General features: G+C 71.9%; 26 protein-coding genes, 1 tRNA gene and 1 pseudogene. 11 read left to right on the top strand and 17 right to left on the bottom strand.

Annotated elements, in window-relative coordinates:
• Nucleotides 1–56: 56 nt before the first annotated feature.
• Both ACFZBT_RS34580 and ACFZBT_RS34575 read right to left on the bottom strand, forming a co-directional pair.
• Entirely contained in the window at nt 57–884 is an 828-nt protein-coding gene (locus ACFZBT_RS34580) for a hypothetical protein (RefSeq protein WP_391112312.1), read from the bottom strand.
• Between the two features lie 110 nt (nt 885–994).
• Nucleotides 995–1,632 (bottom strand): annotated as a pseudogene (locus ACFZBT_RS34575) (DNA-binding response regulator).
• A 25-nt stretch (nt 1,633–1,657) separates the two neighbouring features.
• Between ACFZBT_RS34575 and ACFZBT_RS34570 the strand changes: the two are divergent.
• The 7 genes from ACFZBT_RS34570 to ACFZBT_RS34540 are packed head-to-tail and all read left to right on the top strand — an operon-like array spanning nt 1,658 to nt 8,576.
• Nucleotides 1,658–2,305 carry a cupin domain-containing protein gene (locus ACFZBT_RS34570; protein ID WP_391112307.1) on the top strand — a complete coding sequence of 216 codons (648 nt, stop codon included), beginning with the start codon at nt 1,658–1,660 and terminating at the stop codon, nt 2,303–2,305.
• A 52-nt stretch (nt 2,306–2,357) separates the two neighbouring features.
• Nucleotides 2,358–3,683, top strand: coding sequence for a M24 family metallopeptidase (locus ACFZBT_RS34565; RefSeq protein ID WP_391112305.1), 1,326 nt, complete (start codon nt 2,358–2,360; stop codon nt 3,681–3,683).
• On the top strand, nt 3,683–4,660 hold the full coding sequence (locus ACFZBT_RS34560) for a thiamine pyrophosphate-dependent enzyme (RefSeq protein WP_391112302.1): 978 nt from the start codon (nt 3,683–3,685) through the stop codon (nt 4,658–4,660). The genes ACFZBT_RS34565 and ACFZBT_RS34560 overlap by 1 nt, the downstream gene beginning before the upstream one ends.
• Entirely contained in the window at nt 4,648–5,628 is a 981-nt protein-coding gene (locus ACFZBT_RS34555; protein ID WP_391112299.1) for a pyruvate dehydrogenase complex E1 component subunit beta, read from the top strand. The genes ACFZBT_RS34560 and ACFZBT_RS34555 overlap by 13 nt, the downstream gene beginning before the upstream one ends.
• A 22-nt stretch (nt 5,629–5,650) precedes the next feature.
• Nucleotides 5,651–7,012 (top strand): amidohydrolase family protein, encoded by a 1,362-nt coding sequence (locus tag ACFZBT_RS34550; RefSeq protein WP_391112296.1) that lies wholly within the window; start codon nt 5,651–5,653, stop codon nt 7,010–7,012.
• Nucleotides 7,009–7,890 (top strand): cupin domain-containing protein, encoded by an 882-nt coding sequence (locus ACFZBT_RS34545; protein WP_391112294.1) that lies wholly within the window; start codon nt 7,009–7,011, stop codon nt 7,888–7,890. The genes ACFZBT_RS34550 and ACFZBT_RS34545 overlap by 4 nt, the downstream gene beginning before the upstream one ends.
• Nucleotides 7,887–8,576 (top strand): SDR family oxidoreductase, encoded by a 690-nt coding sequence (locus ACFZBT_RS34540; protein WP_391112291.1) that lies wholly within the window; start codon nt 7,887–7,889, stop codon nt 8,574–8,576. The genes ACFZBT_RS34545 and ACFZBT_RS34540 overlap by 4 nt, the downstream gene beginning before the upstream one ends.
• Before the next feature lie 26 nt (nt 8,577–8,602).
• Here the strand turns inward: ACFZBT_RS34540 and ACFZBT_RS34535 are convergent, their stop codons facing one another.
• From ACFZBT_RS34535 to ACFZBT_RS34520, 4 genes are read right to left on the bottom strand one after another with little or no spacing between them, the layout of a single operon-like run.
• A complete protein-coding gene (locus ACFZBT_RS34535) occupies nt 8,603–9,250 on the bottom strand; it encodes an endonuclease (RefSeq protein ID WP_391112288.1) in 648 nt (215 codons plus the stop codon).
• A 2-nt stretch (nt 9,251–9,252) separates the two neighbouring features.
• Nucleotides 9,253–9,597: a DUF3140 domain-containing protein gene (locus ACFZBT_RS34530; protein ID WP_391112285.1), complete on the bottom strand. Its 345-nt coding sequence runs from the start codon at nt 9,595–9,597 to the stop codon at nt 9,253–9,255.
• Nucleotides 9,598–9,631: 34 nt separating this feature from the next.
• On the bottom strand, nt 9,632–10,114 hold the full coding sequence (locus tag ACFZBT_RS34525) for a ferritin-like domain-containing protein (protein WP_391112282.1): 483 nt from the start codon (nt 10,112–10,114) through the stop codon (nt 9,632–9,634).
• Nucleotides 10,111–10,368: a WhiB family transcriptional regulator gene (locus ACFZBT_RS34520; protein ID WP_391112279.1), complete on the bottom strand. Its 258-nt coding sequence runs from the start codon at nt 10,366–10,368 to the stop codon at nt 10,111–10,113. The genes ACFZBT_RS34525 and ACFZBT_RS34520 overlap by 4 nt, the downstream gene beginning before the upstream one ends.
• Before the next feature lie 125 nt (nt 10,369–10,493).
• On the opposite strand from ACFZBT_RS34520, the gene ACFZBT_RS34515 reads away from it, so the two are divergent.
• A complete protein-coding gene (locus ACFZBT_RS34515) occupies nt 10,494–11,681 on the top strand; it encodes an acetyl-CoA C-acyltransferase (protein ID WP_391112276.1) in 1,188 nt (395 codons plus the stop codon).
• A gap of 72 nt (nt 11,682–11,753) precedes the next feature.
• The gene (locus ACFZBT_RS34510; RefSeq protein ID WP_391112273.1) at nt 11,754–12,527 is read left to right on the top strand and encodes a TSUP family transporter; all 774 of its coding nucleotides are present in this window, start codon (nt 11,754–11,756) and stop codon (nt 12,525–12,527) included.
• Between the two features lie 7 nt (nt 12,528–12,534).
• Here ACFZBT_RS34510 and ACFZBT_RS34505 read toward each other — a convergent pair whose 3' ends face one another.
• The 3 genes from ACFZBT_RS34505 to ACFZBT_RS34495 are packed head-to-tail and all read right to left on the bottom strand — an operon-like array spanning nt 12,535 to nt 14,739.
• Nucleotides 12,535–13,335 carry an HAD-IIA family hydrolase gene (locus tag ACFZBT_RS34505; RefSeq protein WP_391112270.1) on the bottom strand — a complete coding sequence of 267 codons (801 nt, stop codon included), beginning with the start codon at nt 13,333–13,335 and terminating at the stop codon, nt 12,535–12,537.
• A gap of 18 nt (nt 13,336–13,353) precedes the next feature.
• Nucleotides 13,354–14,124: a precorrin-6A synthase (deacetylating) gene (cobF, locus tag ACFZBT_RS34500; RefSeq protein WP_391112268.1), complete on the bottom strand. Its 771-nt coding sequence runs from the start codon at nt 14,122–14,124 to the stop codon at nt 13,354–13,356.
• Nucleotides 14,125–14,172: 48 nt separating this feature from the next.
• The gene (locus ACFZBT_RS34495) at nt 14,173–14,739 is read right to left on the bottom strand and encodes a DUF309 domain-containing protein (protein ID WP_391112266.1); all 567 of its coding nucleotides are present in this window, start codon (nt 14,737–14,739) and stop codon (nt 14,173–14,175) included.
• A gap of 100 nt (nt 14,740–14,839) precedes the next feature.
• On the opposite strand from ACFZBT_RS34495, the gene ACFZBT_RS34490 reads away from it, so the two are divergent.
• Nucleotides 14,840–14,913: transfer RNA gene (locus tag ACFZBT_RS34490), tRNA-Pro, on the top strand.
• 38 nt (nt 14,914–14,951) lie between these two features.
• Here the strand turns inward: ACFZBT_RS34490 and ACFZBT_RS34485 are convergent.
• Nucleotides 14,952–15,950 carry an MASE1 domain-containing protein gene (locus ACFZBT_RS34485; RefSeq protein WP_391112264.1) on the bottom strand — a complete coding sequence of 333 codons (999 nt, stop codon included), beginning with the start codon at nt 15,948–15,950 and terminating at the stop codon, nt 14,952–14,954.
• 67 nt (nt 15,951–16,017) lie between these two features.
• Nucleotides 16,018–17,352, bottom strand: a complete 1,335-nt coding sequence (locus tag ACFZBT_RS34480) for a SpoIIE family protein phosphatase (protein WP_391112261.1) — start codon at nt 17,350–17,352, stop codon at nt 16,018–16,020.
• A gap of 132 nt (nt 17,353–17,484) precedes the next feature.
• Between ACFZBT_RS34480 and ACFZBT_RS34475 the strand changes: the two genes are divergently transcribed.
• Nucleotides 17,485–18,300: a DUF427 domain-containing protein gene (locus ACFZBT_RS34475; protein ID WP_391112258.1), complete on the top strand. Its 816-nt coding sequence runs from the start codon at nt 17,485–17,487 to the stop codon at nt 18,298–18,300.
• A gap of 9 nt (nt 18,301–18,309) precedes the next feature.
• Here the strand turns inward: ACFZBT_RS34475 and ACFZBT_RS34470 are convergent, their stop codons facing one another.
• From ACFZBT_RS34470 to iolC, 6 genes are all read right to left on the bottom strand, one after another.
• Complete coding sequence (locus tag ACFZBT_RS34470; RefSeq protein WP_391112256.1) at nt 18,310–19,095, bottom strand: UTRA domain-containing protein; 786 nt, start codon at nt 19,093–19,095, stop codon at nt 18,310–18,312.
• Between the two features lie 21 nt (nt 19,096–19,116).
• A complete protein-coding gene (locus ACFZBT_RS34465; protein WP_391112253.1) occupies nt 19,117–20,610 on the bottom strand; it encodes a CoA-acylating methylmalonate-semialdehyde dehydrogenase in 1,494 nt (497 codons plus the stop codon).
• A 42-nt stretch (nt 20,611–20,652) separates the two neighbouring features.
• Nucleotides 20,653–22,524: a 3D-(3,5/4)-trihydroxycyclohexane-1,2-dione acylhydrolase (decyclizing) gene (gene iolD, locus ACFZBT_RS34460; RefSeq protein ID WP_391112250.1), complete on the bottom strand. Its 1,872-nt coding sequence runs from the start codon at nt 22,522–22,524 to the stop codon at nt 20,653–20,655.
• The gene (gene iolB / locus ACFZBT_RS34455) at nt 22,521–23,414 is read right to left on the bottom strand and encodes a 5-deoxy-glucuronate isomerase (RefSeq protein WP_391112248.1); all 894 of its coding nucleotides are present in this window, start codon (nt 23,412–23,414) and stop codon (nt 22,521–22,523) included. Before iolB ends, iolD begins: the two co-directional genes overlap by 4 nt.
• A 61-nt stretch (nt 23,415–23,475) precedes the next feature.
• Complete coding sequence (locus ACFZBT_RS34450; RefSeq protein ID WP_391112245.1) at nt 23,476–24,354, bottom strand: deoxyribose-phosphate aldolase; 879 nt, start codon at nt 24,352–24,354, stop codon at nt 23,476–23,478.
• 13 nt (nt 24,355–24,367) lie between these two features.
• A complete protein-coding gene (gene iolC / locus ACFZBT_RS34445) occupies nt 24,368–25,351 on the bottom strand; it encodes a 5-dehydro-2-deoxygluconokinase (protein WP_391112242.1) in 984 nt (327 codons plus the stop codon).
• Nucleotides 25,352–25,596 lie beyond the last annotated feature (245 nt).

The raw sequence follows: 25,596 nt of genomic DNA, 5'->3' as shown, positions 1-25,596 counted from the left end.
GAACCGGCGGAGCGGGCACGGCCCTTGACGTGTCGTGGAGGAGAGCCGTCGCCGGGCTACTCGACCTCGCTGGGGTCCGGGGAGGGCGTCTTGCCGGCCAGCACGTCCTTCAGGTTCTGGGTGCCGATCCGCACCGCCTGTTCGGCGGAGTCCTGCTCGTCCCCGTCGAGCCCGCCCGTCGTGACGGTGATGGCGTCGTTGCCGACGCGTACGGCCGCGACGGTCAGGGTCAGCGTGGCCTCCGCGCCCCCGGTCGTCCCCCGCACCGTCACGCGCAGGCCCTGACGGGCGTCGCCCACCTTCGGCAGCGAGGTCTCGATGACCTGGACGGTGCGCTGTTCGCCGTCCTCGGTGACGGTGAACTGGTCGCACGTCTCCGGCAGGGTCGCCATCCAGCTCAGGGAGTCCTGCGGGTCGGTCCGGTCGTAGGAGGCGACCTGGTACAGCAGGCGTGAGTCGCCCTGCTGGAAACCGCGCAGCGCGTTCGCTCCCGACGGCCTGCCCAGCAGATCGTCGTCGAACAGGGAGTTCATGAGGCGCTGGCAGTCGGCGGCGTCGGTCTTGGCGGTGAGGAAGTCGGAGACGTCGACCGTGCCGATGACCAGACTGTCGTTCCAGTTCTCGGCCTCCGTGTCCTTGACCTGGGTCCAGTCGTCCTCGATGTCTGCCTCGGTGATCAGCGCGGCTTGGGCGCCGTCCTCGGTGAGGGTGGCGGTGGGCGAGGGGGTCTGCTGCCTCCCGGCGACCTGCGTGGCGGTGATGCCCGACGCCCGTGATCCGTCTCTGTCGTCGCCGCCGTCCGAGCAGGCGGCGGTGGCCAGCAGGGTGCCTGCCGCCAGGGCGGAGGAGAGAACGCGGGCGAGCGGGGACGGACGACGGGTCATCGGGAGTGCCTCCTGGGAACGGGACGCGTTTCCTCAGCGCACCACCGGCACCGACGGCCCACCACCGGCACCGGACCGATCGGGTGAGCGCCGCCCGGAGTGCGGACGCCTCATGTTCCGCCCCGCGCGTGTCCGTTCTGCCAGGCGCAGGCCGCGATCTCGACGCGGTTCCGGGCGGCCAGTTTGAGCTGGACGCTGGACAGGTGCGTCTTGACCGTGGAGAGGGAGACGTACAGTCCGGCCGCGATCTCGGCGTTGGTGCGGCCGAGAGCGACCAGGCGGACCACGTCCAGTTCGCGCTCGGTCAGCGGCTCCTGGAGCGGGGCCGTGGGGGCCGGTTGTCGCGCACTGCCGGTGGCCGGAGCGGCGGTGAGGTGCTTGGCAGACGGACCGTGACCGACGGGGAGACCAGCGAGTCGCCCGCGGCGGCGGCGCGGACGGCCTCCGCGAGCAGGGTCGGCCCGGAGTCCTTGAGCAGGAAGCCGCAGGCGCCGCCGCGCAGCGCGCCGTACACGTACTCGTCGAGATCGAAGGTGGTGACCACGACCACCCGCAGCGGGTCGGGGACCTCCGGTCCGGTCGGCCTGACGGAACGGGTGACCGCGCTGGGCGGCGAACTGTGTGCTGGGCCGCGCACCGGGGGAGCGGGCTGGCAGGTGCGAGCGGAGTTTCCGGCGGGGAAGCAGTCAGCGAGCCGCTCCGCACCTGGCTTCCGGGCTCCCGTGCGCTGTTCAATGAAGCTGTACACCGGCCGCGCGCGAGAGGAGCCGCCCGTGTCACCCGCCGTCGTGCCGCCCGTCGGCGCGCGTATCCGGCAGGCCCGGCTGGAGCGCGGCACGAGCCTGCGCGCGCTGGCCCGGGAGGTCGGCGTGTCGGCGAGTCTGGTGTCGCAGATCGAGACCGGCAAGAGCCAGCCCTCGGTGAGCACGCTGTACGCGATCACGACGGCCCTCGGGATCTCCGTGGAGTCCCTCTTCGACGCGCGGGCCTTTTCGCCCGCGGTGGGTGCGAGCACACCCGGTTCCCTCCCGTCCTTTCCGCACGTCCTCGCGGCCTTCGCCGCCGGTCCGGGCCGGCGCGTCGGCCCGCTGGCCGTCGCGGGTGAGCGCGAGACGCTGGAGCTGGACTCGGGGGTCGTGTGGGAGCGCCTCGGGCGGGTGCCGGGCGCGGACGTCGGCTTCCTGCTGGTGACCTACCGGCCCGGCGGCTCCTCCGCCGGCTCCGGCGGACTGATGCGGCACGGGGGAACCGAGTACGGCTATCTGACCTCCGGCGAGCTGATCCTCACCCTCGGTTTCGACGAGTACACGGTGCGCCCGGGCGACGCCGTGTGTTTCGAGTCGACGACTCCCCACCGATACCGCAACGATGGAGAGGTACCCGCTGTGGGCGTCTGGTTCGTGTCCGGCGATGTTCAGTGACACTTGACACTCCTGTCACCCGGGCGTTCACTCCGAAGTGGGGGTGGTCGCCATGGCGATCCGCACATACGGCCCCAACGCCGTCGACTGGGAAGAGCGCATCGACCTGGACCGGCTGCGCGGGCAGCGGCTGGCCCGGCTGCACGAGTCCCTGAACCGGTCCCGGCTGGGCGCGGTGCTCAGCTTCGACTTCGCCAACATCCGCTACATGACGGCCACCCACATCGGCACCTGGGCGATGGACAAGCTGATCCGCTTCGCCCTGCTGGTGCGCGACGGGGAACCGGTCGTCTGGGACTTCGGCTCCGCCGCCCGCCACCACCAGCTGTACAACCCGTGGCTGGACTACAGCGACGGCAAGGGCGGCCCGCCCACCGGCGCCCGCGCCGGCATCTCCACCCTGCGCGGCGCCTTCCACCCGGACGCCGGGATCGCCGAGGACGTGGCAGCCAAGATCGCCGGAGAGCTGCGCGAGCACGGGCTGGCGAACGAGCCCCTCGGCGTCGACGTCGCCGAGATGCCGGTCCTCGCCGCCCTGCGCGCCGAGGGCATCGACGTCGTCGACGGACAGCAGGTCTTCCTGGAGGCCCGCCGGATCAAGACCGGCGACGAGATCGCCCTGCTCACCCAGGCCTGCGCCATGGTCGACGCGGCCTACGAGGAGCTCTATTGCTACCTGCGCCCGGGTGTCCGCGAGAACGAGTGCGTCGGAGTCGTCAGCAAGGTCCTCTACGACCTCGGCAGCGAGTACGTCGAGGGTGTCAACGCCATCTCGGGCGAGCGCTGTTCACCGCACCCGCACGTCTACAGCGACCGCCTGATCCGCCCCGGCGACCCGGCCTTCTTCGACATCCTGCACAGCCACCTCGGCTACCGCACCTGCTACTACCGCACCTTCGCCGTGGGCAGCGCCTCCCGCGCGCAAGGGGACGCCTATGTGCGCTGCCGGGAGTACATGGACCAGGCGATCGCCCTGGTCCGGCCCGGGGCCACCACCGCCGACATCGTCCGGGTCTGGCCGCGCGCCGAGGAGTTCGGCTTCGCCGACGAGACCGCCGCCTTCGCCCTGCAGTACGGCCATGGTGTGGGACTGTCGATCTGGGAGAAGCCGATCTTCAGCCGCCTGGTCTCCCTCGACCACCCCGAAGTCCTGGAGGAGGGCATGGTGTTCGCCCTGGAGACCTACTGGCCGGCCGCCGACGGCTGGTCCGCCGCCCGCATCGAGGAGGAACTGGTCGTCACCGCCGACGGCTGCGAGGTCATCACCAAGTTCCCCGCCGAGGAGCTGCTGGTGGCCGGGCGCAAGTACTGGACGGTGGGCGGCGAGCTGAACACCCGCCGTGAGGCGCAGTCGCATCTGAACACCGGGTCGCAGTGATGGATCCGGTCGCCCTCCTCGACGCCTACGAGCGGATGGCCGTCATCCGCCGCACGGAGAAGGCCGCCCACGACCTGTTCCTGCGAGGCCTGGTGAAGGGCACCACCCACCTCGCCGCCGGGCAGGAGGCGATCGCCGTGGGCGCGAGTGCCGCCCTGCGCCCCGACGACTATGTGTTCGCCACCTACAGAGGCCACCACCATGCCCTCGCCCGGGGCGCCACCCCCGAGGAGTGCCTGGCCGAGCTGATGAGCCGGGCGACCGGGCTGTGCCGGGCCAAGGGCGGCTCCATGCATCTGACCAAGGCGGCCACCGGCATGCTCGGTTCGTACGCCATCGTCGGATCCCATCTACCGATGGCGGTCGGTGCCGCCTGGTCGGCGCGGCTGCGGGGGAGCGAGCAGCTCGCGGTCGCCTTCTTCGGCGACGGCGCCACCAACATCGGCGCCTTCCACGAGTCGCTCAACCTGGCCGCCGTGTGGAGGCTGCCCGTGCTCTTCGTGTGCGAGAACAACCTGTACATGGAGTACACGCCCATCGCGCAGGTCACGGCGGTGTCCCGGCCCGCCGCCGACCGGGCGCCCGCGTACGGCATCCCGGGCGAGGTGGTCGACGGCAACGACGTCGTGGCCGTCGCGGAGGCGGTGGGGCGGCTCGCGCGGCGGGCCCGGGCGGGAGACGGGCCCGCCGTGCTGGAGGCCGAGACCTACCGGCACTTCGGGCACAGCCGCACCGACCCGGCGACCTACCGCCCGGCCGAGGAGGTCGAACGGTGGCTCAAGCACGACCCGTTGGACCTCGCGCGGGGACGGCTCGCCGAGCTGGGCATCGGGGCGGAGGCGGTCGCGGAGGCCGACGAGCGGGCCCGGGCCGTCGTGGAGCGGGCCGTCGAGGAGGCGAAGGGGGCACCGCCGCCCGACCCGCGGGAGGCCCTCACCGACGTGTGGGCCGACGGGGGTGCCGCATGGCGGACGTGATCACCTACCGGGACGCCGTCGCCGAGGGCATCGCGCGCGAGATGCGCCGGGACGCGTCGGTGGTGTGCCTCGGGGAGGACATCGGCGCGGCCGGCGGGGTGTTCAAGACGACCGTGGGGCTGCGCGAGGAGTTCGGGCCCGAGCGGGTGTGGGACACGCCCATCTCCGAACAGGCCATCGTGGGCGCCGCGATGGGCGCCGCCATGACCGGGATGCGACCCGTCGCGGAGATCATGTTCTCCGACTTCCTGGCCTGCTGCTGGGACTACCTCGCCAACGAGATCCCCAAGGTCCGCTACATGACCGGCGGCCAGGTGACCGTGCCGCTCGTCGTGCGCACCGCCAACGGCGGCGGACTCGGCTTCGGCGCCCAGCACTCCCAGGCCACCGAGAACTGGGCGCTGACCGTCCCCGGCCTGAAGATCGCGGCACCGGCGACGCCCGCCGACGTCATCGGCATGCTGGCGGCCGCGATCCGCAGCGACGACCCCGTGGTCTTCTTCGAGCACAAGGCCCTGCTGGCCACCAAGAGCGCCCCGCCACCGCCCGGTCACGTCGTCGAGCTGGGGCGGGCCGCAGTCGTGCGCGAGGGCGCGGACGTCACGCTCGTCGCGCTGGCCTCCATGGTGCCCCTGGCCCTGCGGGCCGCCGACGCGCTGTCGGGGGAGGGGATCGAGGCCGAGGTGATCGACCTGCGCTCGCTGGTCCCGCTGGACACCGCGACAGTACTCGCCTCACTGGGCAGGACCTCGCGACTGGTCACCGTGGAGGAGAACCCGTACCAGGGCGGCTGGGGCGCCACCGTCGTCTCGGTCGTCGCCGACGAGGGATTCGGCCTGCTGGACGCGCCCGTGCGGCGGGTGACGGGGGAGTGCGTCCCGCTGCCGTTCGCCGACGCGCTGGAGGAGCGGGTCATCCCCACCGCGGAGAAGGTCGTAGCGGCGGTCCGGAGCCTCGCCGCGTACTGAACACCCCATGGAAGGAACCACGATGACTGATCGGACACTCCTTCGCGCCGGGCATGTCATATCGATGGACCCCGCGGTCGGGGACCTGCCGAGGGGTGACGTCCTCGTCGAAGACGGAAGGATCGCCGCCGTCCGGCCCGAGATCAGCGCCGACGCCGAGGTCCTCGACATGACCGGCCGCATCGTCGTCCCCGGCTTCGTCGACACCCACCGCCACACCTGGGAGGCCCCGATCCGGGGCGTCGCCCCCGACGCCACCCTCGACGACTACTTCGTCGACGTCCTCGACAGCTTCGCACCCCTCTACACCCCGGAGGACGTCTACGCCGGCAACCTCGCGGGCACGCTCGAATGCCTCAACGCCGGCATCACCACGCTCGTCGACTGGTCCCACATCAACAACACGCCCGACCACCCGGACGCCGCCATCCAGGGCCTCAAGGAATCCGGCATCCGGGCGCAGTACGCGTACGGCAGCGCCAACACCTCCCTCGCCGAGTACTGGTTCGAGAGCAAGGTCGCGATCCCGGCCGACGACGTGCGCAGGATCAGGTCGACGCACTTCGCCTCCGACGACGGCCTGCTGACCATGGGCCTCGCCACCCGCGGACCCGGCTTCTGCGTCAACGAGGTCGTCGCCGCCGAATGGGCCCTGGCGCGTGAGCTGGGCATCCCGATCACCGTGCACGTGGCCATGGGGCGCCTCGCCGGCCGCTTCGGCATGGTCAAGCAGCTCCACGGCATGGGGCTCCTCGGCCCGGACACCACCTACGTCCACTGCTGCTACTTCAGCGAGGAGGAGTGGCGGATGGTCGCCGACAGCGGCGGCACGGTGTCGGTCGCGCCGCAGGTGGAGCTCCAGATGGGACACGGCTGGCCGCCCGTCATGCAGGCGATCGAGCACGGCCTGCGGCCCTCGCTCAGCATCGACGTCGTCACCACCGTGCCCGGCGACATGTTCACCCAGATCCGCGCCGCCTTCGGGGCCGAACGCGCCCGTGTCAACGCCGACTGCTGGCAGGCCAACATGGCGGTGCCCAGCACCATGCTGACAGCACGGCAGATGCTGGAGATCGCCACCCTCAACGGCGCTCACGTCGCCGGTCTCGAGGACCGGACCGGATCCCTGACGCCCGGCAAGCGCGCCGACATCGTCGCGATCGACGCCACCGCTCCGAACGTCTCCCCGGTGCACGACGCGGCAGCCGCGGTGACCCTGTGCGCCGACGTGTCCAACGTGGACACCGTCCTGGTCGACGGTGTGATCCACAAGCGCGACGGCAGGCTGCTCGAGGACACCGGGCGGGCCCGCCGGCTCGTCGAGGAGTCCCGCGACCGGCTCCTCGCGGCGAAGGAGGCGAAGGGAGGGAGGGCCACCGCATGACGAACCACCTGGTGCGCCGCGCCGCCGACCGGCCCGATCCCCCGTACGACGGCCACGGCCACCGGCGGCGGACGCTGGTCGGCGAGGACGACGGCAGTGTGCACACCGGCTTCGGCCTCTGCGAACTGCTGCCGGACGGCCGCGTGCCCGCCCATGTGCACTCGTACGAGGAGACCTTCCACATCCTCGACGGGGCCGTGGTCCTCGACGTGCCCGAGGGGTCGTACCTCCTGGAGGAGGGCGACTACGGCCTCCTGCCCACCGGTGTGCCGCACGCCTGGCGCGGGGCCGGGGGCACCGGCGGTCGCTGGGCGGACATGCTGGCCCCCGTGCCGCGGGCACGCTACGGGCACGACACCCAGGAGGTGCCGGAGCTGCCCGCCCGCGACCCGGTCCGCATCGACGTCCGCGATCCGCGCACCAGGACCTTCGGGCACTTCGAGCCCGAGCAGATGGATCCCGCCAAACAGTCCCAGGACCTGCTGGCCGTGACCGCGAGCATGCGGACCGCGCTGCTGGTCTACAGCGGAATCACCGTGAAGATGATGGTCGACGGCGACCTGGGCGCGGTCGCCTCGACGATGTTCATGGTGCGGTACGCGTCCGACGGCGTCATCGGCACGCACGACCATCCCTTCGAGGAGACGTATCTGATCCTGGAGGGCGTGGCGGAGGCCACTCTCGACGGCGAGTGGTACCGGCTGGAACCCGGGGACCTCGCGTGGGCGGGCGCCGGTTGTGTGCATGGGTTCGTCAACGCCGGGCAGGGGCCCCTGAGGTGGCTGGAGACGCAGGCGCCGCAGCCGCCGTCGCGACACTCCTACCGGTTCACGCGGGACTGGGACTACCTGCGCCAGGCGCTTGAGGAGGAGTCATGAGCAGTGTCCTTGTCGTCGGAGGCACGTCGGGGATCGGCCTCGAGTTCGCCCGGACCAGGGCGCAGTGCGGGGACGACGTGGTCCTGACCGGCCGCGACGCCCACCGGGCCGACACGCTCGCCAAGGAGTTCGGCGCCCGGGGCCTCGGCCTCGACCTGACGCGACCGCTGGAGGTCGCGGCGTCGCTCGCCGAGGTGGGACGCGTCGACCATCTGGTGATCGCGGGTGTCTCCCGGGACGACAACAAGGTGACCGAGTACGACATCGACGCCGCCCTGCGGCTGGTCACCCTCAAGCTCGTCGGCTACACCGAGGTGGTGCACACGCTGCGCACCCGGCTGCACGACGACAGCGCCATCGTGCTGTTCGGCGGACAGGCCAAGGAACGCCCCTATCCGGGCGCGACGACGGTGGCGACCGTCAACGCGGGTGTGCGCGGTCTGATGAACTCCCTCGCCGTCGAACTCGCTCCCGTCCGGGTCAACTCCGTGCATCCGGGTGTCGTCGGCGACAGCCCTTACTGGCAGGCCAAACCCGAGAAAGTGCTCACCACACTGCAGACCGAGACGCCCACGGGCCGCCTCGCCACCATGTCGGACGTGGTGGACGCGGTCGACTTCCTGCTGCGCAACCGCTCGGTCAACGCGGTCGAACTCAGCGTTGACGGGGGCTGGCTGCTGGGGTGAAGCTTCCGGGCCCGGGGCCCGGCGGGTCACCCGGCCCGCCGCAGGGTGTCCTCGGCGATCTCCTTGTCCACCGCCGCCCGCACCAGCGCGGCGGCGAGAACGGCCGGGTCGGTCTTTCCGGCCAGCTCGGCGAGGCGCTCCGGGTCCTCCGGCAGGTTGAGGCGCTCGGCGCCCTGGAGGGCCTTGCCGTCCAGGTAAGGGGCTGCCTCGGGCCAGACGCCTTGGGCCTCGCGCAGGAAGATGTGGCTGCCGGCCGGGCCCATCCCGGGGAACTCCTGAAGGAGACAGCGCAGTTCGGAGACGTTGCCGTCCGCCTCCCGGCGCAGCCGCCGGAGGTCTCCGCCCCACCGCTCGGTCAACAGCTCGGCCGCGTCGCCCAGTTGCGTGGCCGTACGCTCGTCGTAACGCCGGTAGCCGCCCCGGCCGAGCGCGTCCACCCGCTCCTGCCAGTCCGCCGCCGCCATGCGGCGCGGATCGCGCAGCCCCGCCTCGTGCAGGGCACGGGCGGTGGCCAGCGCGATCGAGCCGCGGATACGGGCACTGAGCAGATGGGAGAGCACCAGCAGCCGGTACAGCGGCTGCGGGGTGTTCTTCAGCCGGATGCCCGCCTCCTCGGCGTACGTCCGGCCGTGTGTGCCGAGGAGTTCGCGGACCACGCGCTCCTGGCGGGTCACGGCTATCCCTTCAGCGGATCGTGGCCGACCGTCATCAGCCGGTGCCGCCGACGTGTGTCCTCGGCCGTCACCTCCGGCAGCGGTTCGTTCTCCAGGTCCACCTGGGAGGTGACCCTGTCCACGACGTTCCGCATCACGCGCAGATCGTCCTCGGTCAGGTCGGTGCGCCGCTTCTGGAGGATCGCCAGGACGTGCTGTCCGGTCTCGCTCCCCGCCCGGTCGGGCAGCGGCTCCGCGTTCTCGTCGGCGTCCCGCGTCCGCAGCCAGGCCGCGAGCTCCTGCGAGGTCATGTTCACCACGCGGTGGAAGTCCTCCCACAGCGCGTCGAGTTCGAGGGCGTCGGTCATCGGGTGCCCCTTCCGTACGTTACGTGCGCGCCGGTCAGTCCTCGTGGGGGACGTTCTCGGCGTCGAACATCCACCGCTGCTTCTCCAGCTCCGCGGTGATGCCGATCAGCAGGTCCTGGGTGACCAGGTCCGCCTTCTCGGTCGTGCCGATGCGCTCGCGCAGCCGGCCGACGGCGTCCTGGAGGGCCTCCGCCATGACCCGCACCACGTCCGAGTCACGCACCCAGCCCTCCTTGGGGGCGGGCAGCGTGAACGTCTTGGCGACGGTCTCCGGCCGGCCGTCCGGCGGGACACCGAGCGCCGCGGACCGTTCCGCGACCGTGTCGGCGAAGTTCCGCGCGGCCGACACCACCTCGTCGAGCTGGAGGTGGATGGACCGGAAACGCGGTCCTACGATGTTCCAGTGCGCCTGCTTGCCGATCAGCGAGAGTCCGAGCAGGTCGACCAGGGTGTCCTGGAGTGCCTCGCAGGCAACCCGGCGGGCCTCGTCGGTCAGTGTGCTCCTCACGGCCGTCATAGGGCGCTTCTCCTTCTCGCGTCGTTCCTCGTGCTCCGGAGCAGTGCGTCACGCTCCTCCTCGCAGGTCCCGCCCCACACGCCCGAGGCCTGGCCGCTGCTCAGCGCGAAGCTCAGGCACGGGCCGGTCACCGGGCAGCGCGCGCAGACCCGCTTCGCCGCCGCGACGTCCCGCAGGGCCGGACCCGCCGTGCCCACGGGAAAGAACAACTCGGGGTCCTCGTCCACGCAGGCGGCGTTCCGCAACCACTCCATGACCGCGCGGGTGCCCGGGGCGCACTGGTGCAAACGCGACCCGTGGCGCCTTCACAGGCGGCGGGACGAGGGTCTATAGTCCGAAACTAGCAGTGCTAATTAATGTGCGGTGTGAGGAGCCCCTCGTGCGTCCCGTCCACTTCGCGGCCGCCCGCCGCACCCCCATCGGCAAGCTCAGGGGGTCCCTCTCCTCGGTGCGGCCCGACGACCTCGCCGCGAACGTGATCCGCGCCCTGGCCGCGGACGTGCCCGCGCTGGACCCGGCCCGCGTCGACGACGTCTACTGGGGTGCCGCCAACCAGGCCGGCGAGGACAACCGCAACGTCGCCCGCATGGCAGCCCTGCTCGCCGGCCTCCCCGAGACCGTCCCCGGGGCCACCGTCAACCGGCTCTGCGCGTCAGGTCTGGAAGCCGTGACCACGGCCGCCCGCACCATCGCCGCCGGCGAGGCCGACATCGTGATCGCGGGCGGCTCCGAGTCGATGAGCCGCGCCCCCTTCGTCCTGCCCCGCCCCGACGAGGCCCTGCCCCACCGCATCGAGACCGTCGACACCCGCCTCGGCTGGCGCCTGGTCAACCCCGCGATGCGGGACCTGCACGGCCTCCTGTCCATGGGCGAGACGGCGGAGGAGGTCGCCACGCGGTACGGCATCGCGCGTGAACGCCAGGACGACTTCGCCCTGCGCAGCCACCAGCGCGCCGCCCTCGCCCGCAGATACGGCCACTTCGACGACGAACTCCTGCCCGTGGAACGCCCCGACGGCGTGGTCGTCGACACCGACGAGTGCGTCCGCGAGGACACCTCGTACGAGAAGCTGTCCCGGCTCAAGCCGGTCTTCCGGGACGGCGGCACGGTCACCGCGGGCAACGCCTCCCCGATGAACGACGGCGCCGCCGGTCTCCTCCTGGTCAGCGAGGAGGCCCTGAACGACCTGGGACTTCAGTCCCTGGGCCGCTACGTCGCCGGCGCCTCCGCCGGTGTCCACCCCGACATCATGGGCATCGGCCCGGTCCCCGCCACCCGCAAGGCCCTGGCCCGCGCCGGCTGGAGCGTCGGCGACCTGGAGGAGGCCGAGTTCAACGAGGCCTTCGCGGCCCAGGCCCTGGCCTGCGTCGACCAGCTCGGCATCGACCCCGACCTGGTCAACCCGAGCGGCGGCGCCATCGCCCTCGGCCACCCCCTCGGCTGCTCGGGCGCCCGCATCCTGACGACACTGCTCCACCGGATGCGGCGTACGGGGGCCGGGCGGGGGCTGGCGACGATGTGTGTGGGGGTCGGGCAGGGGAGCGCGCTCCTCGTCGAACGGGGGTAGCCCGGCGCCCTGGGCCACCAGGCGAGACGGCACTACAGGGCCCCGTTCGGTGCACATAGCATCAGTGTTCGCATGAACACGATGACGCTCTGGAACATCACCGGCTGGGAGTTCGCCGCACTCGCCTTCGCGGCCCTCCTCGTCGGTTTCTCGAAGACCGCCGTGAGCGGGGCCAACACGGTCAGCCTCGCCATCTTCGCCGCCGTGCTGCCCGCCCGGGCCTCCACCGGCGTCCTGCTGCCGGTCCTGATCGCCGGTGACCTGCTGGCCGTCGCCACCTACCGGCGGCACGCCCACTGGCCCACCCTGTGGCGGCTGTTCCCGGCGGTCGCCGCGGGCGTCGTCGTCGGCACGGTGTTCCTGATGTGGGCCGACGACGCGATCGTACGGACCTCCATCGGCGCGATCCTGCTGCTGATGGCGGCCGTGACGGTGTGGCGCCGGCGCACGGCGGACGCGGAGGAGCAACCGGACGCGCTCACCAGCCGGGCGGGCCGGGTCAAGGCCCGCTCCTACGGCGTGCTCGGCGGCTTCACCACCATGGTCGCCAACGCGGGCGGCCCGGTGATGTCGATGTACCTGCTCTCCGCGGGCTTCCGCAAGCTCGGCTTCCTCGGCACGTCGGCCTTCTTCTTCCTGATCGTCAACGTCTCCAAGCTGCCCTTCAGCGCCGGCCTCGGCCTGATCGACGGCCGCTCGCTGCTCCTGGACCTGGCGCTCGTGGTGTTCGTCGTGCCCGGCGCGCTCTTCGGCAAGTGGGCGGTGCACAAGATCAACCAGCGGCTGTTCGAGCAGCTGGTCATCGCGGCGACGATCGTGGGCGGACTCCAACTGCTGCTCCGCTGACGGGCGGCTACCGCGGTGCGGAACTCCGCAGCAGCGCCGGGAGGTCCGCGAAGGAGTCGATCACGTGGTCGGGCGTGCCGCCGGCGGCCCTGAGCGCCTCCGGCTGGAACTTGCCGGTCCGTACGAGGACCCCGGTGACACCCGCCCGCTGTGCCGCGAGCACGTCGGACTCGACGTCGTCGCCCACCATCACGGCCTCGTCCGCACGGGCGCCCACCCGGGCGAGCGCCGACTCGAAGAACGCCCGCGCCGGCTTGCCGGTGATCTCGGCCTCCGTCCGGGCCGCCAGCTCCAGACCCGCCAGGAACGCACCGGAATCCAGCCGCAGTCCCTCGTCCGTACGCCAGTACAGGTTGCGGTGCATCGCCACCAGCCGGGCCCCGCGCCGCAGCTGCCCGAAGGCCCGGTCGAGCGCCTCATAGCCGAACTCCGGACCGGCCCCGCCGACCAGTACGACATCCGGCACGGCCTCGGTGTCCGCCGCGTCGACGACGGTCACACCGTCGAGGTCCTCCTCGATGCCGCCGCTGTTCAGCAGGGCGCACCGGGCGCCGGGACTGTGCTCGGCGAGATAGGCGGCGGTGGCCGCGGGCGCGGTCAGGATGTCCTCGCCGGACACCGGGAACCCCGCGTCCGCCAGTGTCCCGGCGATCGAAGCCCTCGTGCGGGAGGTCGTGTTCGTGACCAGCAGCACGGCGAGCCCGGCATCCCGGATCTCGCGCAGCGCCCCGACAGCCCCGGGCAGGGGGCGCCACGACACGGTGAGCACCCCGTCGATGTCGATCAGTACGGCACGCACGGACTCCATGTCCGGACGATAGCGGTGTCAGTCCCGGGGGTGCCTGCGCAGCAGATACGTGTCCATGATCCAGCCCTTGCGCTCACGGGCCTCGGCACGCAACCGCTCGATGCGGGGCGCGGCCTCGCCGATCGGGCCGGAGACGAGGATCTCGTCCGGGGTGCCGATATAGGCGCCCCAGTAGATGTCGACGTCCTCCCGCGCGTACCGCTGGAAGGTCTGGTGGGCGTCGAGCATCACCACCACGTCGTCCACGTCCTCCGGGAAACCCTCCGCCAGGCGCCGCCCGGTGGTGATCTGCACGGGCCGGGCGATGCGGTTGAGCCCCGTCCGGTGCCGGGCGACGAGCGCCGAGACGCTGCTGATGCCGGGGACGACGTCGTACTCGAACGCCACCGCGCCCCGCTCCAGCACCTCCTCCAGGATCCCCAGCGTGCTGTCGTACAGCGAGGGGTCTCCCCAGACCAGGAAGGCGCCGGTCTCCTCCTCGCCGAGCTCCTCCGCGATCAGCCGCTCGTAGATGTCGGCGCGGGCGCTGCGCCAGTCCCCGACGGCGGGGGAGTAGGCCGCGCCGTCGGCGGTCCGGTCCCGCTCCGGATCACGCGCGTCGACGACGCGGTACGTCCCCCGCGTCAGGTGCGTGTCGAGCATGTCGCGCCGCAGCCGGGTGAGGTCCGCCTTCTCCTCGCCCTTCTCCAGGATGAAGAAGACGTCCGTGTGCCGCAGCGCCCGCACCGCCTGCAGGGTCAGCTGCTCAGGGTCGCCCGCGCCGATACCGATGACATGAATCTTTCGCACACCCCGAGTCTGCCGCACATCAACGACAGCCCCGCACCGCGCCCCGGCTCAGCGCCCCGTGTCCGCTCCCCGGAGCCGGGGCGCCCGGGCGCCCGCGTCCACGGAGCGGCCGTTCTGTTCGACGTCCTGGGCCAGTTCCCGGGCCCAGGCGGCGATGGCCTCGACGTCGATGCCGTGCGGCAGCGGCTGTCCGGAGCCGGAGGCCCAGGACTCGGTCGCGGCCGCCCCGCGGCGGAGCAGCCGTGCCCCGCCTGTGAGGTTGCCGCGGGCGGCGTGGGTGAGTCCCACGGCGAGCTGGGCGAGTCCGCGCCACAGCTCCCGCTCCGCGTCGGGGCCCGACTTCCAGGCGTCCTCGAAGACCTCGTGCGCGTGGAACGGCTTCCCCTCGTCCAGCAGCCGCTGCGCCTCGGCGACGGTCTCCTCCGGCGTGCGGACCACGCCCTCGGGCTGCCGGGGCACGCCGTCCGCGCCGTACGGCAGGGGCCGCCCCAGCCCGTCCCTCGGCCGGGCGTTGCGTGCCCGCCCCTCGCTGTCGCGGTCCCGGGCGTCGCCCGGCCCCTCCGCGGAGGGGCTTCCCGTGTCTCCCGCGCTTCCCCTGCTGTCTGTGCTGCCCATACGCCGATTGTCCCGCCCGGGCCGTTTTCGGCGCGGCCAGGGGGGTGGGGTAAGGTGCTGTTCGCGCGATCACGCGGTTTCCCCGCGAGTGGACGCGCATCGGGACGTGGCGCAGCTTGGTAGCGCACTTGACTGGGGGTCAAGGGGTCGCAGGTTCAAATCCTGTCGTCCCGACAGAGTGCCCGGGAGTTCTCCCCGGGCAGGGCCTTGCCTCACTTCGGTGGGGCGGGGCCCTTCGTCATCTCCGGGCCCAGAGCCGGCCGGCGGTCCGTCGCGGCGATTCTCGTGACCATCTCGGCGAGCTGTCCGCACGCCAGCGCGATCTCCTTCTCGGTCCGGGCGCGTTCGTTGACCGCCGCTCCGAGCAGGAGGGCGGTCAGCGAGACGGAACCGTTGAACGCCTGCAGGGTGATCATGTTGGTGAAGAGGTCGTGACCGGCGAACGGGCCCGTTTTCTGCGCGGCCGCGATGATCGCGAAGGTCGACACGGCGAGGGCGCAGGGCGCGGCCCCGGCCAGCCCGAAGCGGAAGGCAGCCCAGATCAGCAGCGGGAAGCCGAGGAAGAGCAGCGGCGTGGTGCTGGTCTCGACGAAGCCGGTGCAGACCGTGGCGGCCAGGAGCAGGATCCCCTCCGCCCACCGGGACGGCGGTATGCCCCTGGGCCATCGCGCCGAGCGGAGAAGGAGCACGACCGGTGTGACCGCCAGGACGCCCACCGCGTCGCCGGTCCACCAGACCGACCACGTCGGCCAGAAGTCGCCGGTGTCCAGCACACCGGTGAAGACGAGCGTCCCGGTGCCCACCGTGGCGCTGACCAGCATGCCGGTGAACGCGCCGAGGAAGATCAGGGCGAGGGCGTCCCGCAGGCGGTTCATCTCGCCGCGGAACCGGGCACGGCGCAGCAGGGCGTACGAGCAGACGGGCGCGAGCGTGTTGCCCGCCGCGATCGCGAGTACGGCCAGGAACGACGGCCCCAGCGAGATGTTGACCAGGAACGCCCCGAGCGCGATCCCCGGCCAGACCCGCGGCCCGCGCAGGAGCAGACTGGCCAGCGCGATACCGCTCGGCGGCCACATCGGGGTGACCTGGCCCCGTACCTGCTGCTGGAGCAGTCCGATCTCGGCCGAGCCCCAGTACAGCGCGGCGACGGCGCAGATCTCGAGGGCGACCGCGCCACCACGCCGGGCCCCGGCATGCCGCGCGACAGTCATCGGGGACCTCCCCATCGACATCACCTCGACCATCATCCGTCGGTTCCGTCCGAACCTCCACGCCACGTCAGGCGGGTGGGGTGCGCAGCGCCAGGACGGCCATGTCGTCGTGACCGTCGCTCGGGTGGTGATCGGCCAGTGCCCGTACGAACTCGTGCAGAGGCAGGTGCGTGTGGGCGCTGGCGAGCCCGGCGAGTTCGTTCAGGCTCTCGTCGATGGAGTGGGCGGGATGCTCGATCAGCCCGTCGGTGAAGAAGGCGACGGTAGCGTCCGGCGGGAGGAAGCGGGAGTGATCGGGGCGGGGTTCCTCCAGGTCGACCCCGAGCGGCAGTCCGGGCTCGGCGGTCAGGTACTCCGCCTGTCCGTCAGGAGTGATCAGCAGGGGCGGGACATGGCCCGCCGTGCTCCAGCGGATGCGCCAACCCGGTCCCTCCGGTTCGATGCGGGCCAGGGCTGTGGTGGTGACCGGGTTGGTCGTGATGGCCTGCAGGATGCGGTCGAGCCGGGCCAGGAGCGCGCCCGGCGTACTGCCCTGGTCGAACAGCAGGGCCCGCAGCATGTTGCGGGTGGACGCCATGGCGGCCGCCGCCTTCAGATCGTGGCCGACCACGTCACCGATGACGACCGCCACGACGTCGTCGGACAGCGGGATCGCGTCGTACCAGTCCCCTCCGAGCTTGCTGGGCTCGGCGGCCGGCCGGTAGACGGCGGCGGCGCCGAAGGGCCGCAGGTCGGGCAGGGCGGGCAGCAGGAGCCGCTGGAACTGCTCGGCTCCGACCCGCACCTGTTCGAACAGGCGGACGTTCTCGATGGCGATGCCGGCGGCGCTGGCCAGGGCGGTGACGACGTTCTCGTCCTGGACGTCGAAGGGCTGCCCGTCGCGCCGCTCGGCCAGGTACAGATCGCCGTAGATCTCGCCGCGGACGCTGATCGCGACTCCGAGCAGTGTCCGCATGTGCGGATGGCCGGGCGGGAAACCGACGGAGGACGGATGGGACAGGATGTCGTCGATCCGATGGGGTTCGGGGTGGCTGATCAGGTGGCCGAGGACCCCCAGGCCGCGCGGCAGGTCGGTATCGCCCAGGTCGTCGAGCTCCCGCTCGGACAGACCGGCGGTGATGAACTCCTCCAAGCGCTCCCCGGACGCGTTGAGCACGCCCAGCGCGCCGTAGCGGGCGCCGACCAGGTCCATGGCGGTGGTCACGATGCGGTGCAGCACCGCGGTCAGCTCCACCTCCCGGCTGATGGCCACCACCGAGTCCAGCAGGCCCTGCATCCGGTCCATGGCGTCCAGCAGGGCGCGCAACTGCTCGTCGATCCGGTCCAGCTCGGTACGCAGGCGCGCGTGCAGGTCGGGCAGCTGCGGCTGCCCGGAATGCCGACCTCGCCTCTCTCCTGCCATCACGAGCGCCTCGTGGCCTGAAAGGTACGGTTCCTACAGCTTAGTGCGGTCCGCCCGGCCTGCCCCCGGGCGCAGGGACCGTGGGACCGTTGAAAGAACCGGACATCCGGACCTCCGGAAGGAGCACCGGCCATGACCACCCACCCGGCCCACCCCGCCGCCCCGACGATCAGGACCACCCCCGAAGGCCTCCTGTGGGAGCCCAGCGACCGCTGGGTGCGCGGCCGCAAGGGCGACGTCACCGTCGTCGACAGCCGGCACCCCGTGCTCGTGTGGGAGCCCCACCTGCCGGTGCCGCAGTACGTCTTCCCGCGCGCGGACGTCCGCACCGACCTGCTCCGCCCGGCGAAGAACCCGCCCACCGGCAAGCACACCGGCTCCCGGATCTTCTACGACCTCGACGCGGAGGGCGAGGTGCGCTCCAACGCGGCCTGGACGTTCCCCGCCGACGACCTGGCCGGTCACATCGCCTTCGAGTGGTTCCTGCGCACCGACACGGGCCTCGACCACTGGTACGAGGAGGACGAGGAGATCTTCATCCACCCCCGCGACCCGCACAAACGCGTGGACGCGCTGCCGAGCAGCCGCCATGTCCGGGTCGAGATCGAGGGTCAGGTCGTCGCGGACACCCGGGATCCCGTCCTGCTCTTCGAGACCTCCCTGCCGACCCGGTACTACCTCCCCCGCGAGGACGTCCGCCTCGACCTGTTCGACGCCACCGACCACAGCACCGGATGCCCCTACAAGGGCACCGCCGAGTACTGGTCCTGGCGCGGTGAGGGCGAGGTGCCGCCCAACATCCTGTGGAGCTACGCCGCCCCGCTGCCCGCGGTGGCCGCGGTCCGGGGGCGCGTCGCCTTCTTCAACGAGGTCGTCGACATCACGCTGGACGGTGAGCGTCTGGAGCGCCCGGACACGCCGTTCAGCCGGATGCTGCGCAGGAGGTGACCGGCCCCCTCACGGCCGCACCAGCAGCTGGAAGTCGAACGTGTAGCGGGACGCCCGGTAGATGTGCGTGCCGTACTCGACCGGGCGGCCGGTGTCGTCGTACGCCGTCCGCCGCATGGTGAGCAGCGCCGCGCCCTCCCGCTCGTCCAGGCGGGCGGCTTCCTCGGCGGTGGCGGCGCGGGCGCCGACGGTCTGGCGGGCGCTGTGCAGGGTGATGCCCGCCGAGCGCATCATCCGGTACAGGCCCGTCGACTCCAGACGGGCGCTGTCGAGGTCCAGCAGGGCGGACGGCAGGTAGTTGCAGAGCAGGGCGACCGGCTGGCCGTGCGTGCTGCGCAGCCGTTCCAGCGCGGTGACCTCGCTGCCCTCCGCGACGCCGAGCGCGGCCGCGACGTCGCAGGACGCCGGGACGAGCTCGTTGCGCACGACCTCGGTGGCCGGCCCCTGCCCGGCCTCCTCCAGGTCGTCGTAGAGGCTGCTCAGCTCCAGCGGGCGCTTGACCTGGCTGTGCACCACCTGGGTGCCCACCCCGCGCCGCCGGACCAGCAGCCCCTTGTCGACGAGGGACTGGATGGCCTGGCGGACAGTGGGGCGGGACAGGCCGAGGCGCACCGAGAGGTCGACCTCGTTGCCCAGGAGGTTGCCCGGGATGAGGACCCCGTGCTCGATCGCGGCCTCCAGCTGCTGCGCGAGCTGGTGGTACAGCGGCACGGGACTGCCCCGGTCCAGGGCGAAGTCCAGTGAGCTGAGCGCGGGGGCGGCCGTGGTGCGGGCCCGGTCACCGGTCTTCGCCATGAATGAACCCCCCTCCGGGTGTCAGGAGTTGCTCGGGAAGCCGAGGTTGATACCGCCGTCGGACGGGTCCGGCCAGCGGGTGGTGATGACCTTGCCCTGGGTGTAGAAGGCGATGCCGTCGTTGCCGTAGATGTGCAGGTCGCCGAAGAGCGAGTCCTTCCAGCCGCCGAAGGAGTGGTAGCCGACCGGGACCGGGATCGGCACGTTGACGCCGACCATGCCCGCCTTGACCTCCAGCTGGAAGCGGCGGGCGGCGCCGCCGTCCCGGGTGAAGATCGCGGTGCCGTTGCCCCAGCGGGAGTCGTTGATCAGCTTGATGGCCTCTTCGTACGTCTCCGCACGCACGACGGCCAGCACGGGGCCGAAGATCTCGTCCCGGTAGGCGTCCGCCGTCAGCGGCACCCGGTCCAGCAGCGAGACACCCAGGAAGAAGCCGTTCTCGTGGCCCTCGACCGAGTAGCCGGTGCCGTCGACGACGACCTCGGCGCCCTGCTCGGCGGCGCTCGCCACGTACGAGGCGACCTTGTCCCGGTGCTCGCGGGTGATCAGCGGGCCCATCTCGGAGGCCGGGTCGTTGCCGGGGCCGATGCGGAGGTTCTTCGCCCGCTCGGTGATCCTGCCGACCAAGTCGTCACCGATGTCGCCGACCGCGACCACGACCGACACGGCCATGCAGCGCTCGCCGGCCGAACCGTAGGCCGCGTTGATCGCCTGGTCGGCGGCGAGGTCCAGGTCCGCGTCGGGCAGGACGAGCATGTGGTTCTTGGCGCCGCCGAGGGCCTGCACGCGCTTGCCGTGCTCGACGGCCTTGAGCTGGATGTACTTGGCGATCGGGGTCGAGCCGACGAAGGAGACCGCCTCGATGTCCGGGTGCTCCAGGATGCGGTCCACCGCGACCTTGTCGCCCTGCACGATGTTCAGGACGCCGTCGGGCAGCCCGGCCTCGGAGGCGAGTTCGGCGAGCCTGAAGGAGGCCGACGGGTCCTTCTCGGACGGCTTCAGCACGAAGGTGTTGCCGCAGGCGATGGCCAGCGGGAACATCCACATCGGCACCATCGCCGGGAAGTTGAACGGCGTGATGCCCGCGACCACGCCCAGCGGCTGGCGGATGGAGGCCACGTCGACCCGGGTGGAGACCTGGGTGGACAGCTCGCCCTTGAGCTGGACGGAGATCCCGCACGCGAGCTCGACGATCTCCATGCCGCGCGCGACCTCGCCGAGCGCGTCGGAGTGCACCTTGCCGTGCTCGGCGGTGATCAGCTCGGCGATCTCGTCGCGGTGGGCGTCCAGCAGCTCGCGGTACTTGAACAGGATCGCCGTGCGCTTGGCGAGCGAGGACTCGCCCCAGGACTCGAAGGCGGCCCTGGCGGAGGCGACGGCGGCGTCCACCTCGTCGACGGTCGCGAAGGCGACCTGCTTCTCCTGGGCGCCGGTGGCCGGGTCGTAGACGGGGCCGAAGCGGCCGGAGGTGCCCTCGACGGGCTTGCCGTCGATCCAGTGGGTGATGGTCTTCATCGTGTGCGGGGCCTTTCGTGGAGCGTGATGTCAGCGGGGAGTTCAGAGGTGGCGGCGGCGCTCGGCGACCTGACGGTCGTAGCGCTCGCGGGCCTCGACGGCGGCCTCGCGGGAGGCGGTCTCGGCCACCGGCACGTCCCACCAGGCCTCGGCCGGGGGAGCGGTCGGGGCCGGGTCGGTCTCGACGTAGACGCACGTCGGCCGGTCGGAGGCGCGGGCCGCGGCCAGTGCCTCGCGCAGCTCCCGCACGGTCTTGGCGCGCAGTACGTCCATGCCGAGGCTGGCGGCGTTGGCGGCCAGGTCGACGGGGAGCGGGGCGCCGGTGAAGGTGCCGTCGGCGGCCCGGAAGCGGTAGGCGGTGCCGAAGCGCTCGCCCCCGGTCTCCTGCGACAGGCCGCCGATGGAGGCGTAGCCGTGGTTCTGGATGAGGACGATGTTGAGGGGCAGGCCCTCCTGGACGGCCGTGACGATCTCCGTCGGCATCATCAGGTAGGTGCCGTCGCCGACCAGCGCCCAGACCGGGGTGCCCGGGGCGGCCTGCTGGACGCCGAGGCCGGCCGGGATCTCATAGCCCATGCAGGAGTAGCCGTACTCCAGGTGGTACTGGCGGGGGCTGCGGGAGCGCCACAGCTTGTGCAGGTCGCCCGGGAGCGAGCCGGCGGCGTTGATCACCACGTCGTCGTCGCCGACGGCCGCGTCCAGCGCGCCGAGCACCTGCGTCTGGGTCGGTACGGCGTTCTCGTCGTCGGCGCGGTAGACGGCCTCGACGACCTCGTCCCAGCGGTCCTTGCCGGTGCGGTACTCCGTCTCGTACGCCTCACTCACACGGTGGCCGGGGAGCGCCTCCAGCAGCTTCTCCAGGCCGGACCGCGCGTCGCAGACCAGGGTGCGCGCGGCCAGCTTGTGCGCGTCGAAGCCGGTGATGTTGAGGTTGAGGAACCGCACCTCGGGGTGCTGGAAGAGCGTGCCGGAGGCCGTGGTGAAGTCGGTGTAGCGGGTGCCCACGCCGATCACGAGGTCGGCGGTGCGGGCGAGGTCGTCGCTGACGGCCGTGCCCGTGTGGCCGATGCCGCCGAGGTCGGCGGGGTGGTCGAAGCGCAGGGAGCCCTTGCCGGCCTGGGTGGAGGCGACCGGGACGCCCGTCGCCTCCACGAACGCCTTCAGCGCCTCCTCGGCCTCGCTGTGGTGGATGCCGCCGCCCGCGACGATCAGCGGGCGCTCGGCCGACCGGATCGCCTCGACGGCAGCGGTGAGTTCGACCGGGTCCGGCGCGGGACGCCGTACGTACCAGACGCGCTCGGCGAAGAACTCCTCCGGCCAGTCGTACGCCTCCGCCTGCACGTCCTGGGGCAGGGCGAGGGTGACGGCGCCGGTCTCGGCCGGGTCGGCCAGCACGCGCATGGCCTGGAGCGCCGAGGGGATCAGCGCCTCGGGGCGGGTGATCCGGTCGAAGTAGCGCGACACCGGGCGGAGCGTGTCGTTGACCGACACGTCGGCCTCGACGGGGTGTTCGAGCTGCTGGAGCAGCGGATCGGGGGCGTGCGAGGCGAAGTAGTCGCCGGGCAGCAGCAGCACCGGCAGCCGGTTGATCGTCGCCAGGGCCGCGCCCGTGACCAGGTTGGTGGCGCCCGGGCCGATCGAGGTCGTCACCGCCTGCGCGGACAGGCGGTTGAGCTGCCGGGCGTAGCCGACCGCCGCGTGCACCATGGACTGCTCGTTGCGGCCCTGGTGGTAGGGCATCACATCGGCGTACTCGACCAGCGCCTGGCCGACCCCGGCAACGTTGCCATGGCCGAAGATGCCCCAGGTCCCGGCGATCAGCCGGCGCCGCACGCCGTCCCGCTCGGTGTACTGGGCGGACAGGAACCGCACCAGGGCCTGGGCGGTCGTCAGTCGGCGGGTGCGGGCGTTCATGCGGAGGTCTCCGGGGCGGTGTAGAGGGGGAGCCGGGGGTCGACCGGCTGGTCCGGCCAGGTGTCGCGGACCCATGCGTGGTCGGGGTGGTCGCAGATCAGCCAGGCGCGCTCGGCCTCCGGGCCCGCCATGACGTTGAGGTAGTACATGTGGTGGCCGGGGGTGGCCATCGAGGGCCCGTGCCAGCCGTCCGGGATGAGGACCACGTCGCCGTCGCGGACCTCGGCCAGCACGTCGGTGTCCCGGCCGGGCCCGGAGGGTGAGACCCGCTGGTAGCCGAGGCCGGGGACGCCGTCGTGGCCGGCGAACTCGAAGTAGTAGATCTCCTCCAGCACGGACTCCTCGCCCGGCCGGTGCTCGTCGTGCTTGTGCGGCGGGAACGACGACCAGTTGCCGCCCGGCGTGATCACCTCGACCGCGATGAGCTTGTCGCACTCGAACACGCCCGCCGCGCCGAAGTTGTTGACCTGCCGGGAGCAGTTCCCGGTGCCCCGCAGCTCCACGGGCACGTCGGAGGCCGCTCCGTAGCGGGCGGGCAGCCGGCGCTCGCAGCGCGCGCCGGTCAGCGCGAACCGCCCGCCGCCGGCGGACGTCACGGTCGCCCGGGCGTCGCGCGGCACGTAGGCGAAGTCGCTGACGCCGCTGAAGACGTCCCGGCGGCCCCGGAGTTCGAAGGTGCCCTGGCCGAAGTCGTCCGTGGCCGCGACCGTGCAGCCGCCGCACAGCGGGACGACGATCCACTCGCTGTCGCCGGTCTCGAAGGTGTGCGTGCCGCCGGGAGGCAGCTCCAGGATCCGCAGGCTGGAGTGGCCCCAGCCGGCCTTCTCGGGCGTGATGTCGACGATGTAGGGGCCGCCGAGGGCCTTACCCGCGGGAAGGTGATACGTCATCGTGTGCGTGCCTTTCGGATCACAGCAGGTGCCACTTGAATCACAGCAGGTTCCTCTTGCGTCACAGCAGGCCGACGGCCGTGTCCACGGCCTGTTCCACGCTGCCCTCGGCCGGGTAGAGCAGCGAACGCCCGACGACCAGGCCCTGGACGGTGGGCAGACGCAGGGACTTGCGCCAGCGTTCGTAGGCGCCCTCCTGGTCCTCGCCGACCTCGCCGCCGAGCAGCACCACGGGCAGGGTGGAGGTCTCCAGCACCTCGGCCATGTCGTCCGGGTCGTCGGTGACGGGCAGCTTCAGCCAGGTGTAGGCGGAGGTGCCGCCCAGGCCCGAGGCGATGGCGACGGACCGGGTGACGGCGTCGGCGGACAGGTCGTTGCGGACCTTCCCGTCGACCCGCCGGGAGATGAACGGCTCCACGAACAGGGGGAGCCGGTGGGCCGCCATGGCGTCGACGGCACGGGCCGTGGACTCCAGCGTGGTCAGCGAGCCCGGGTCGTCGTAGTCGATGCGCACCAGGAGCTTGCCCGCGTCGAAGCGGAGCCGGGCGATGTCCTCGGCGCGGTGACCGGTGAAACGGTCGTCCATCTCGAAGGAGGCCCCGGCGAGTCCGCCGCGGTTCATCGAGCCCATGACGACCTTGTTCTCCAGCACCCCGAGCAGCAGCAGGTCCTCCAGGATGTCGGCGGTGGCGAGCACACCGTCGACGCCGGGCCTCGACAGCGCGACACACAGCCGCTCCAGCAGATCGGCGCGGTTGGCCATGGCCAGGCGCCGGTCGCCGACCCCGAGGGCGCCGCGCGCCGGGTGGTCCGCGGCCACGATCATCAGCCGGCCGCTGTCGCCGATCAGCGGGCGGCGTACCCGGCGGGCCGCCGCCTCGGCGACGGCCTCGGGGTTGCGGGCTCTGACCGTGGTGAGGTCGGGGATCCCGATGTTCAAGGAAGGCTCCGTTTCAGTGGCTCGTGCTCGGCGACGGCGACGACGCCTCGGCGAGGAGGTCCGCGACCTCGGACTCGGTCGGCATCGCGGAAGAGCAGGCGAGGCGGGAGGCGACGAGGGCGCCGGCGGCGTTGGCGTGGCGCATGATCTTCTCCAGGTCCCAGCCGGCGAGCAGACCGTGGCAGAGCGAGCCGCCGAAGGCGTCGCCCGCGCCCAGGCCGTTGACCACCTCGACCGGCACGGGCGGGACCTCGGCCCGGCTGCCGTCGCGGTGCACGGCGAGCACGCCCTTGGGGCCCTGCTTGACGACGGCCAGCTCCACGCCCGCCTCCAGCAGCGCCTCCGCGCAGGCCTGCGGTTCGCGGACGCCGGTGGCGATCTCGCACTCGTCGAGGTTGCCGACCGCGACGGTGGCGTGGCGCAGGGCCTCGCGGTAGTACGGGCGGGCCTCGTCGGGGTCGCGCCAGAACATCGGTCGCCAGTCGAGGTCGAAGACGGTGATGCCGGACTTGTCGCGGGCCTTGAGGGCGGCGAGCGTGGCGGAGCGGCTCGGCTCCTCGCTCAGGCCGGTGCCGGTGATCCAGAAGATGCGGGCCCCGCGGATCGCGAAGAAGTCCAGCTCGTCGGTGCTGATCTCCAGGTCCGGGGCCTTGGGGCGGCGGTAGAAGTACAGCGGGAAGTCGTCCGGCGGGAAGATCTCGCAGAACGTGATCGGCGTCGGGTAGGCCTCGACCGGGGTGACCCAGCGGTCGTCGACGCCGAACGACTTCAGCTCCTCGTGCAGATAGGTGCCGAAGGGGTCGTCGCCGGTGCGGGTGATCACCGCCGTACGGCGTCCCAGGCGGGCCGCCGCGACCGACACATTGGCCGCCGAACCTCCCAGGAATTTCCCGAACGTCTCCACACGGTCCAGGGAGACGCCGGTCTGCAGGGGATAGAGGTCGACGCCGATGCGTCCCATCGTGATCAAGTCGAAATACTGTGCCGGCCCGGCCATGCGCGACCTCCTCGGGAAGCTGGGGATGCGGGTCCCGGGGCGCCCTGACACGGTGGGGGCGTGGATCCGAGGGACCTGCCGCCCCTCAGGTGTAGGTCGCGGAGGGCGGCGCTGTCAATAGTTTGTACTTACATTCGGACCTGCTTGTGAAATGATGTCTTAACAAAGTATTGACAGCGAGCGCGGCAGGCACTTGTATCCGGTGGCATCGCCACAATCTGTTTGCGGCATCATGATCCGGACTC

This window comes from Streptomyces sp. NPDC008137 (genome assembly GCF_042957035.1).
GTDB lineage: Bacteria > Actinomycetota > Actinomycetes > Streptomycetales > Streptomycetaceae > Streptomyces.
The sequence above is the reverse complement of the archived record's forward strand: the minus strand, read 5'-3'. Positions and strand labels throughout refer to the sequence as shown.

Excerpts from the sequence above, each read along its gene's own strand:
- ACFZBT_RS34580 (WP_391112312.1), bottom strand. The coding sequence starts at position 884 with ATGACCCGTCGTCCGTCCCCGCTCGCCCGCGTTCTCTCCTCCGCCCTG.
- ACFZBT_RS34565 (WP_391112305.1), top strand. The coding sequence starts at position 2,358 with ATGGCGATCCGCACATACGGCCCCAACGCCGTCGACTGGGAAGAGCGC.
- ACFZBT_RS34560 (WP_391112302.1), top strand. The coding sequence starts at position 3,683 with ATGGATCCGGTCGCCCTCCTCGACGCCTACGAGCGGATGGCCGTCATC.
- ACFZBT_RS34555 (WP_391112299.1), top strand. The coding sequence starts at position 4,648 with ATGGCGGACGTGATCACCTACCGGGACGCCGTCGCCGAGGGCATCGCG.
- ACFZBT_RS34550 (WP_391112296.1), top strand. The coding sequence starts at position 5,651 with ATGACTGATCGGACACTCCTTCGCGCCGGGCATGTCATATCGATGGAC.
- ACFZBT_RS34545 (WP_391112294.1), top strand. The coding sequence starts at position 7,009 with ATGACGAACCACCTGGTGCGCCGCGCCGCCGACCGGCCCGATCCCCCG.
- ACFZBT_RS34540 (WP_391112291.1), top strand. The coding sequence starts at position 7,887 with ATGAGCAGTGTCCTTGTCGTCGGAGGCACGTCGGGGATCGGCCTCGAG.
- ACFZBT_RS34530 (WP_391112285.1), bottom strand. The coding sequence starts at position 9,597 with ATGACCGACGCCCTCGAACTCGACGCGCTGTGGGAGGACTTCCACCGC.
- ACFZBT_RS34525 (WP_391112282.1), bottom strand. The coding sequence starts at position 10,114 with ATGACGGCCGTGAGGAGCACACTGACCGACGAGGCCCGCCGGGTTGCC.
- ACFZBT_RS34520 (WP_391112279.1), bottom strand. The coding sequence starts at position 10,368 with ATGGAGTGGTTGCGGAACGCCGCCTGCGTGGACGAGGACCCCGAGTTG.
- ACFZBT_RS34510 (WP_391112273.1), top strand. The coding sequence starts at position 11,754 with ATGAACACGATGACGCTCTGGAACATCACCGGCTGGGAGTTCGCCGCA.
- ACFZBT_RS34505 (WP_391112270.1), bottom strand. The coding sequence starts at position 13,335 with ATGGAGTCCGTGCGTGCCGTACTGATCGACATCGACGGGGTGCTCACC.
- ACFZBT_RS34495 (WP_391112266.1), bottom strand. The coding sequence starts at position 14,739 with ATGGGCAGCACAGACAGCAGGGGAAGCGCGGGAGACACGGGAAGCCCC.
- ACFZBT_RS34485 (WP_391112264.1), bottom strand. The coding sequence starts at position 15,950 with ATGACTGTCGCGCGGCATGCCGGGGCCCGGCGTGGTGGCGCGGTCGCC.
- ACFZBT_RS34480 (WP_391112261.1), bottom strand. The coding sequence starts at position 17,352 with ATGGCAGGAGAGAGGCGAGGTCGGCATTCCGGGCAGCCGCAGCTGCCC.
- ACFZBT_RS34475 (WP_391112258.1), top strand. The coding sequence starts at position 17,485 with ATGACCACCCACCCGGCCCACCCCGCCGCCCCGACGATCAGGACCACC.
- ACFZBT_RS34470 (WP_391112256.1), bottom strand. The coding sequence starts at position 19,095 with ATGGCGAAGACCGGTGACCGGGCCCGCACCACGGCCGCCCCCGCGCTC.
- ACFZBT_RS34465 (WP_391112253.1), bottom strand. The coding sequence starts at position 20,610 with ATGAAGACCATCACCCACTGGATCGACGGCAAGCCCGTCGAGGGCACC.
- iolD (WP_391112250.1), bottom strand. The coding sequence starts at position 22,524 with ATGAACGCCCGCACCCGCCGACTGACGACCGCCCAGGCCCTGGTGCGG.
- iolB (WP_391112248.1), bottom strand. The coding sequence starts at position 23,414 with ATGACGTATCACCTTCCCGCGGGTAAGGCCCTCGGCGGCCCCTACATC.
- iolC (WP_391112242.1), bottom strand. The coding sequence starts at position 25,351 with ATGGCCGGGCCGGCACAGTATTTCGACTTGATCACGATGGGACGCATC.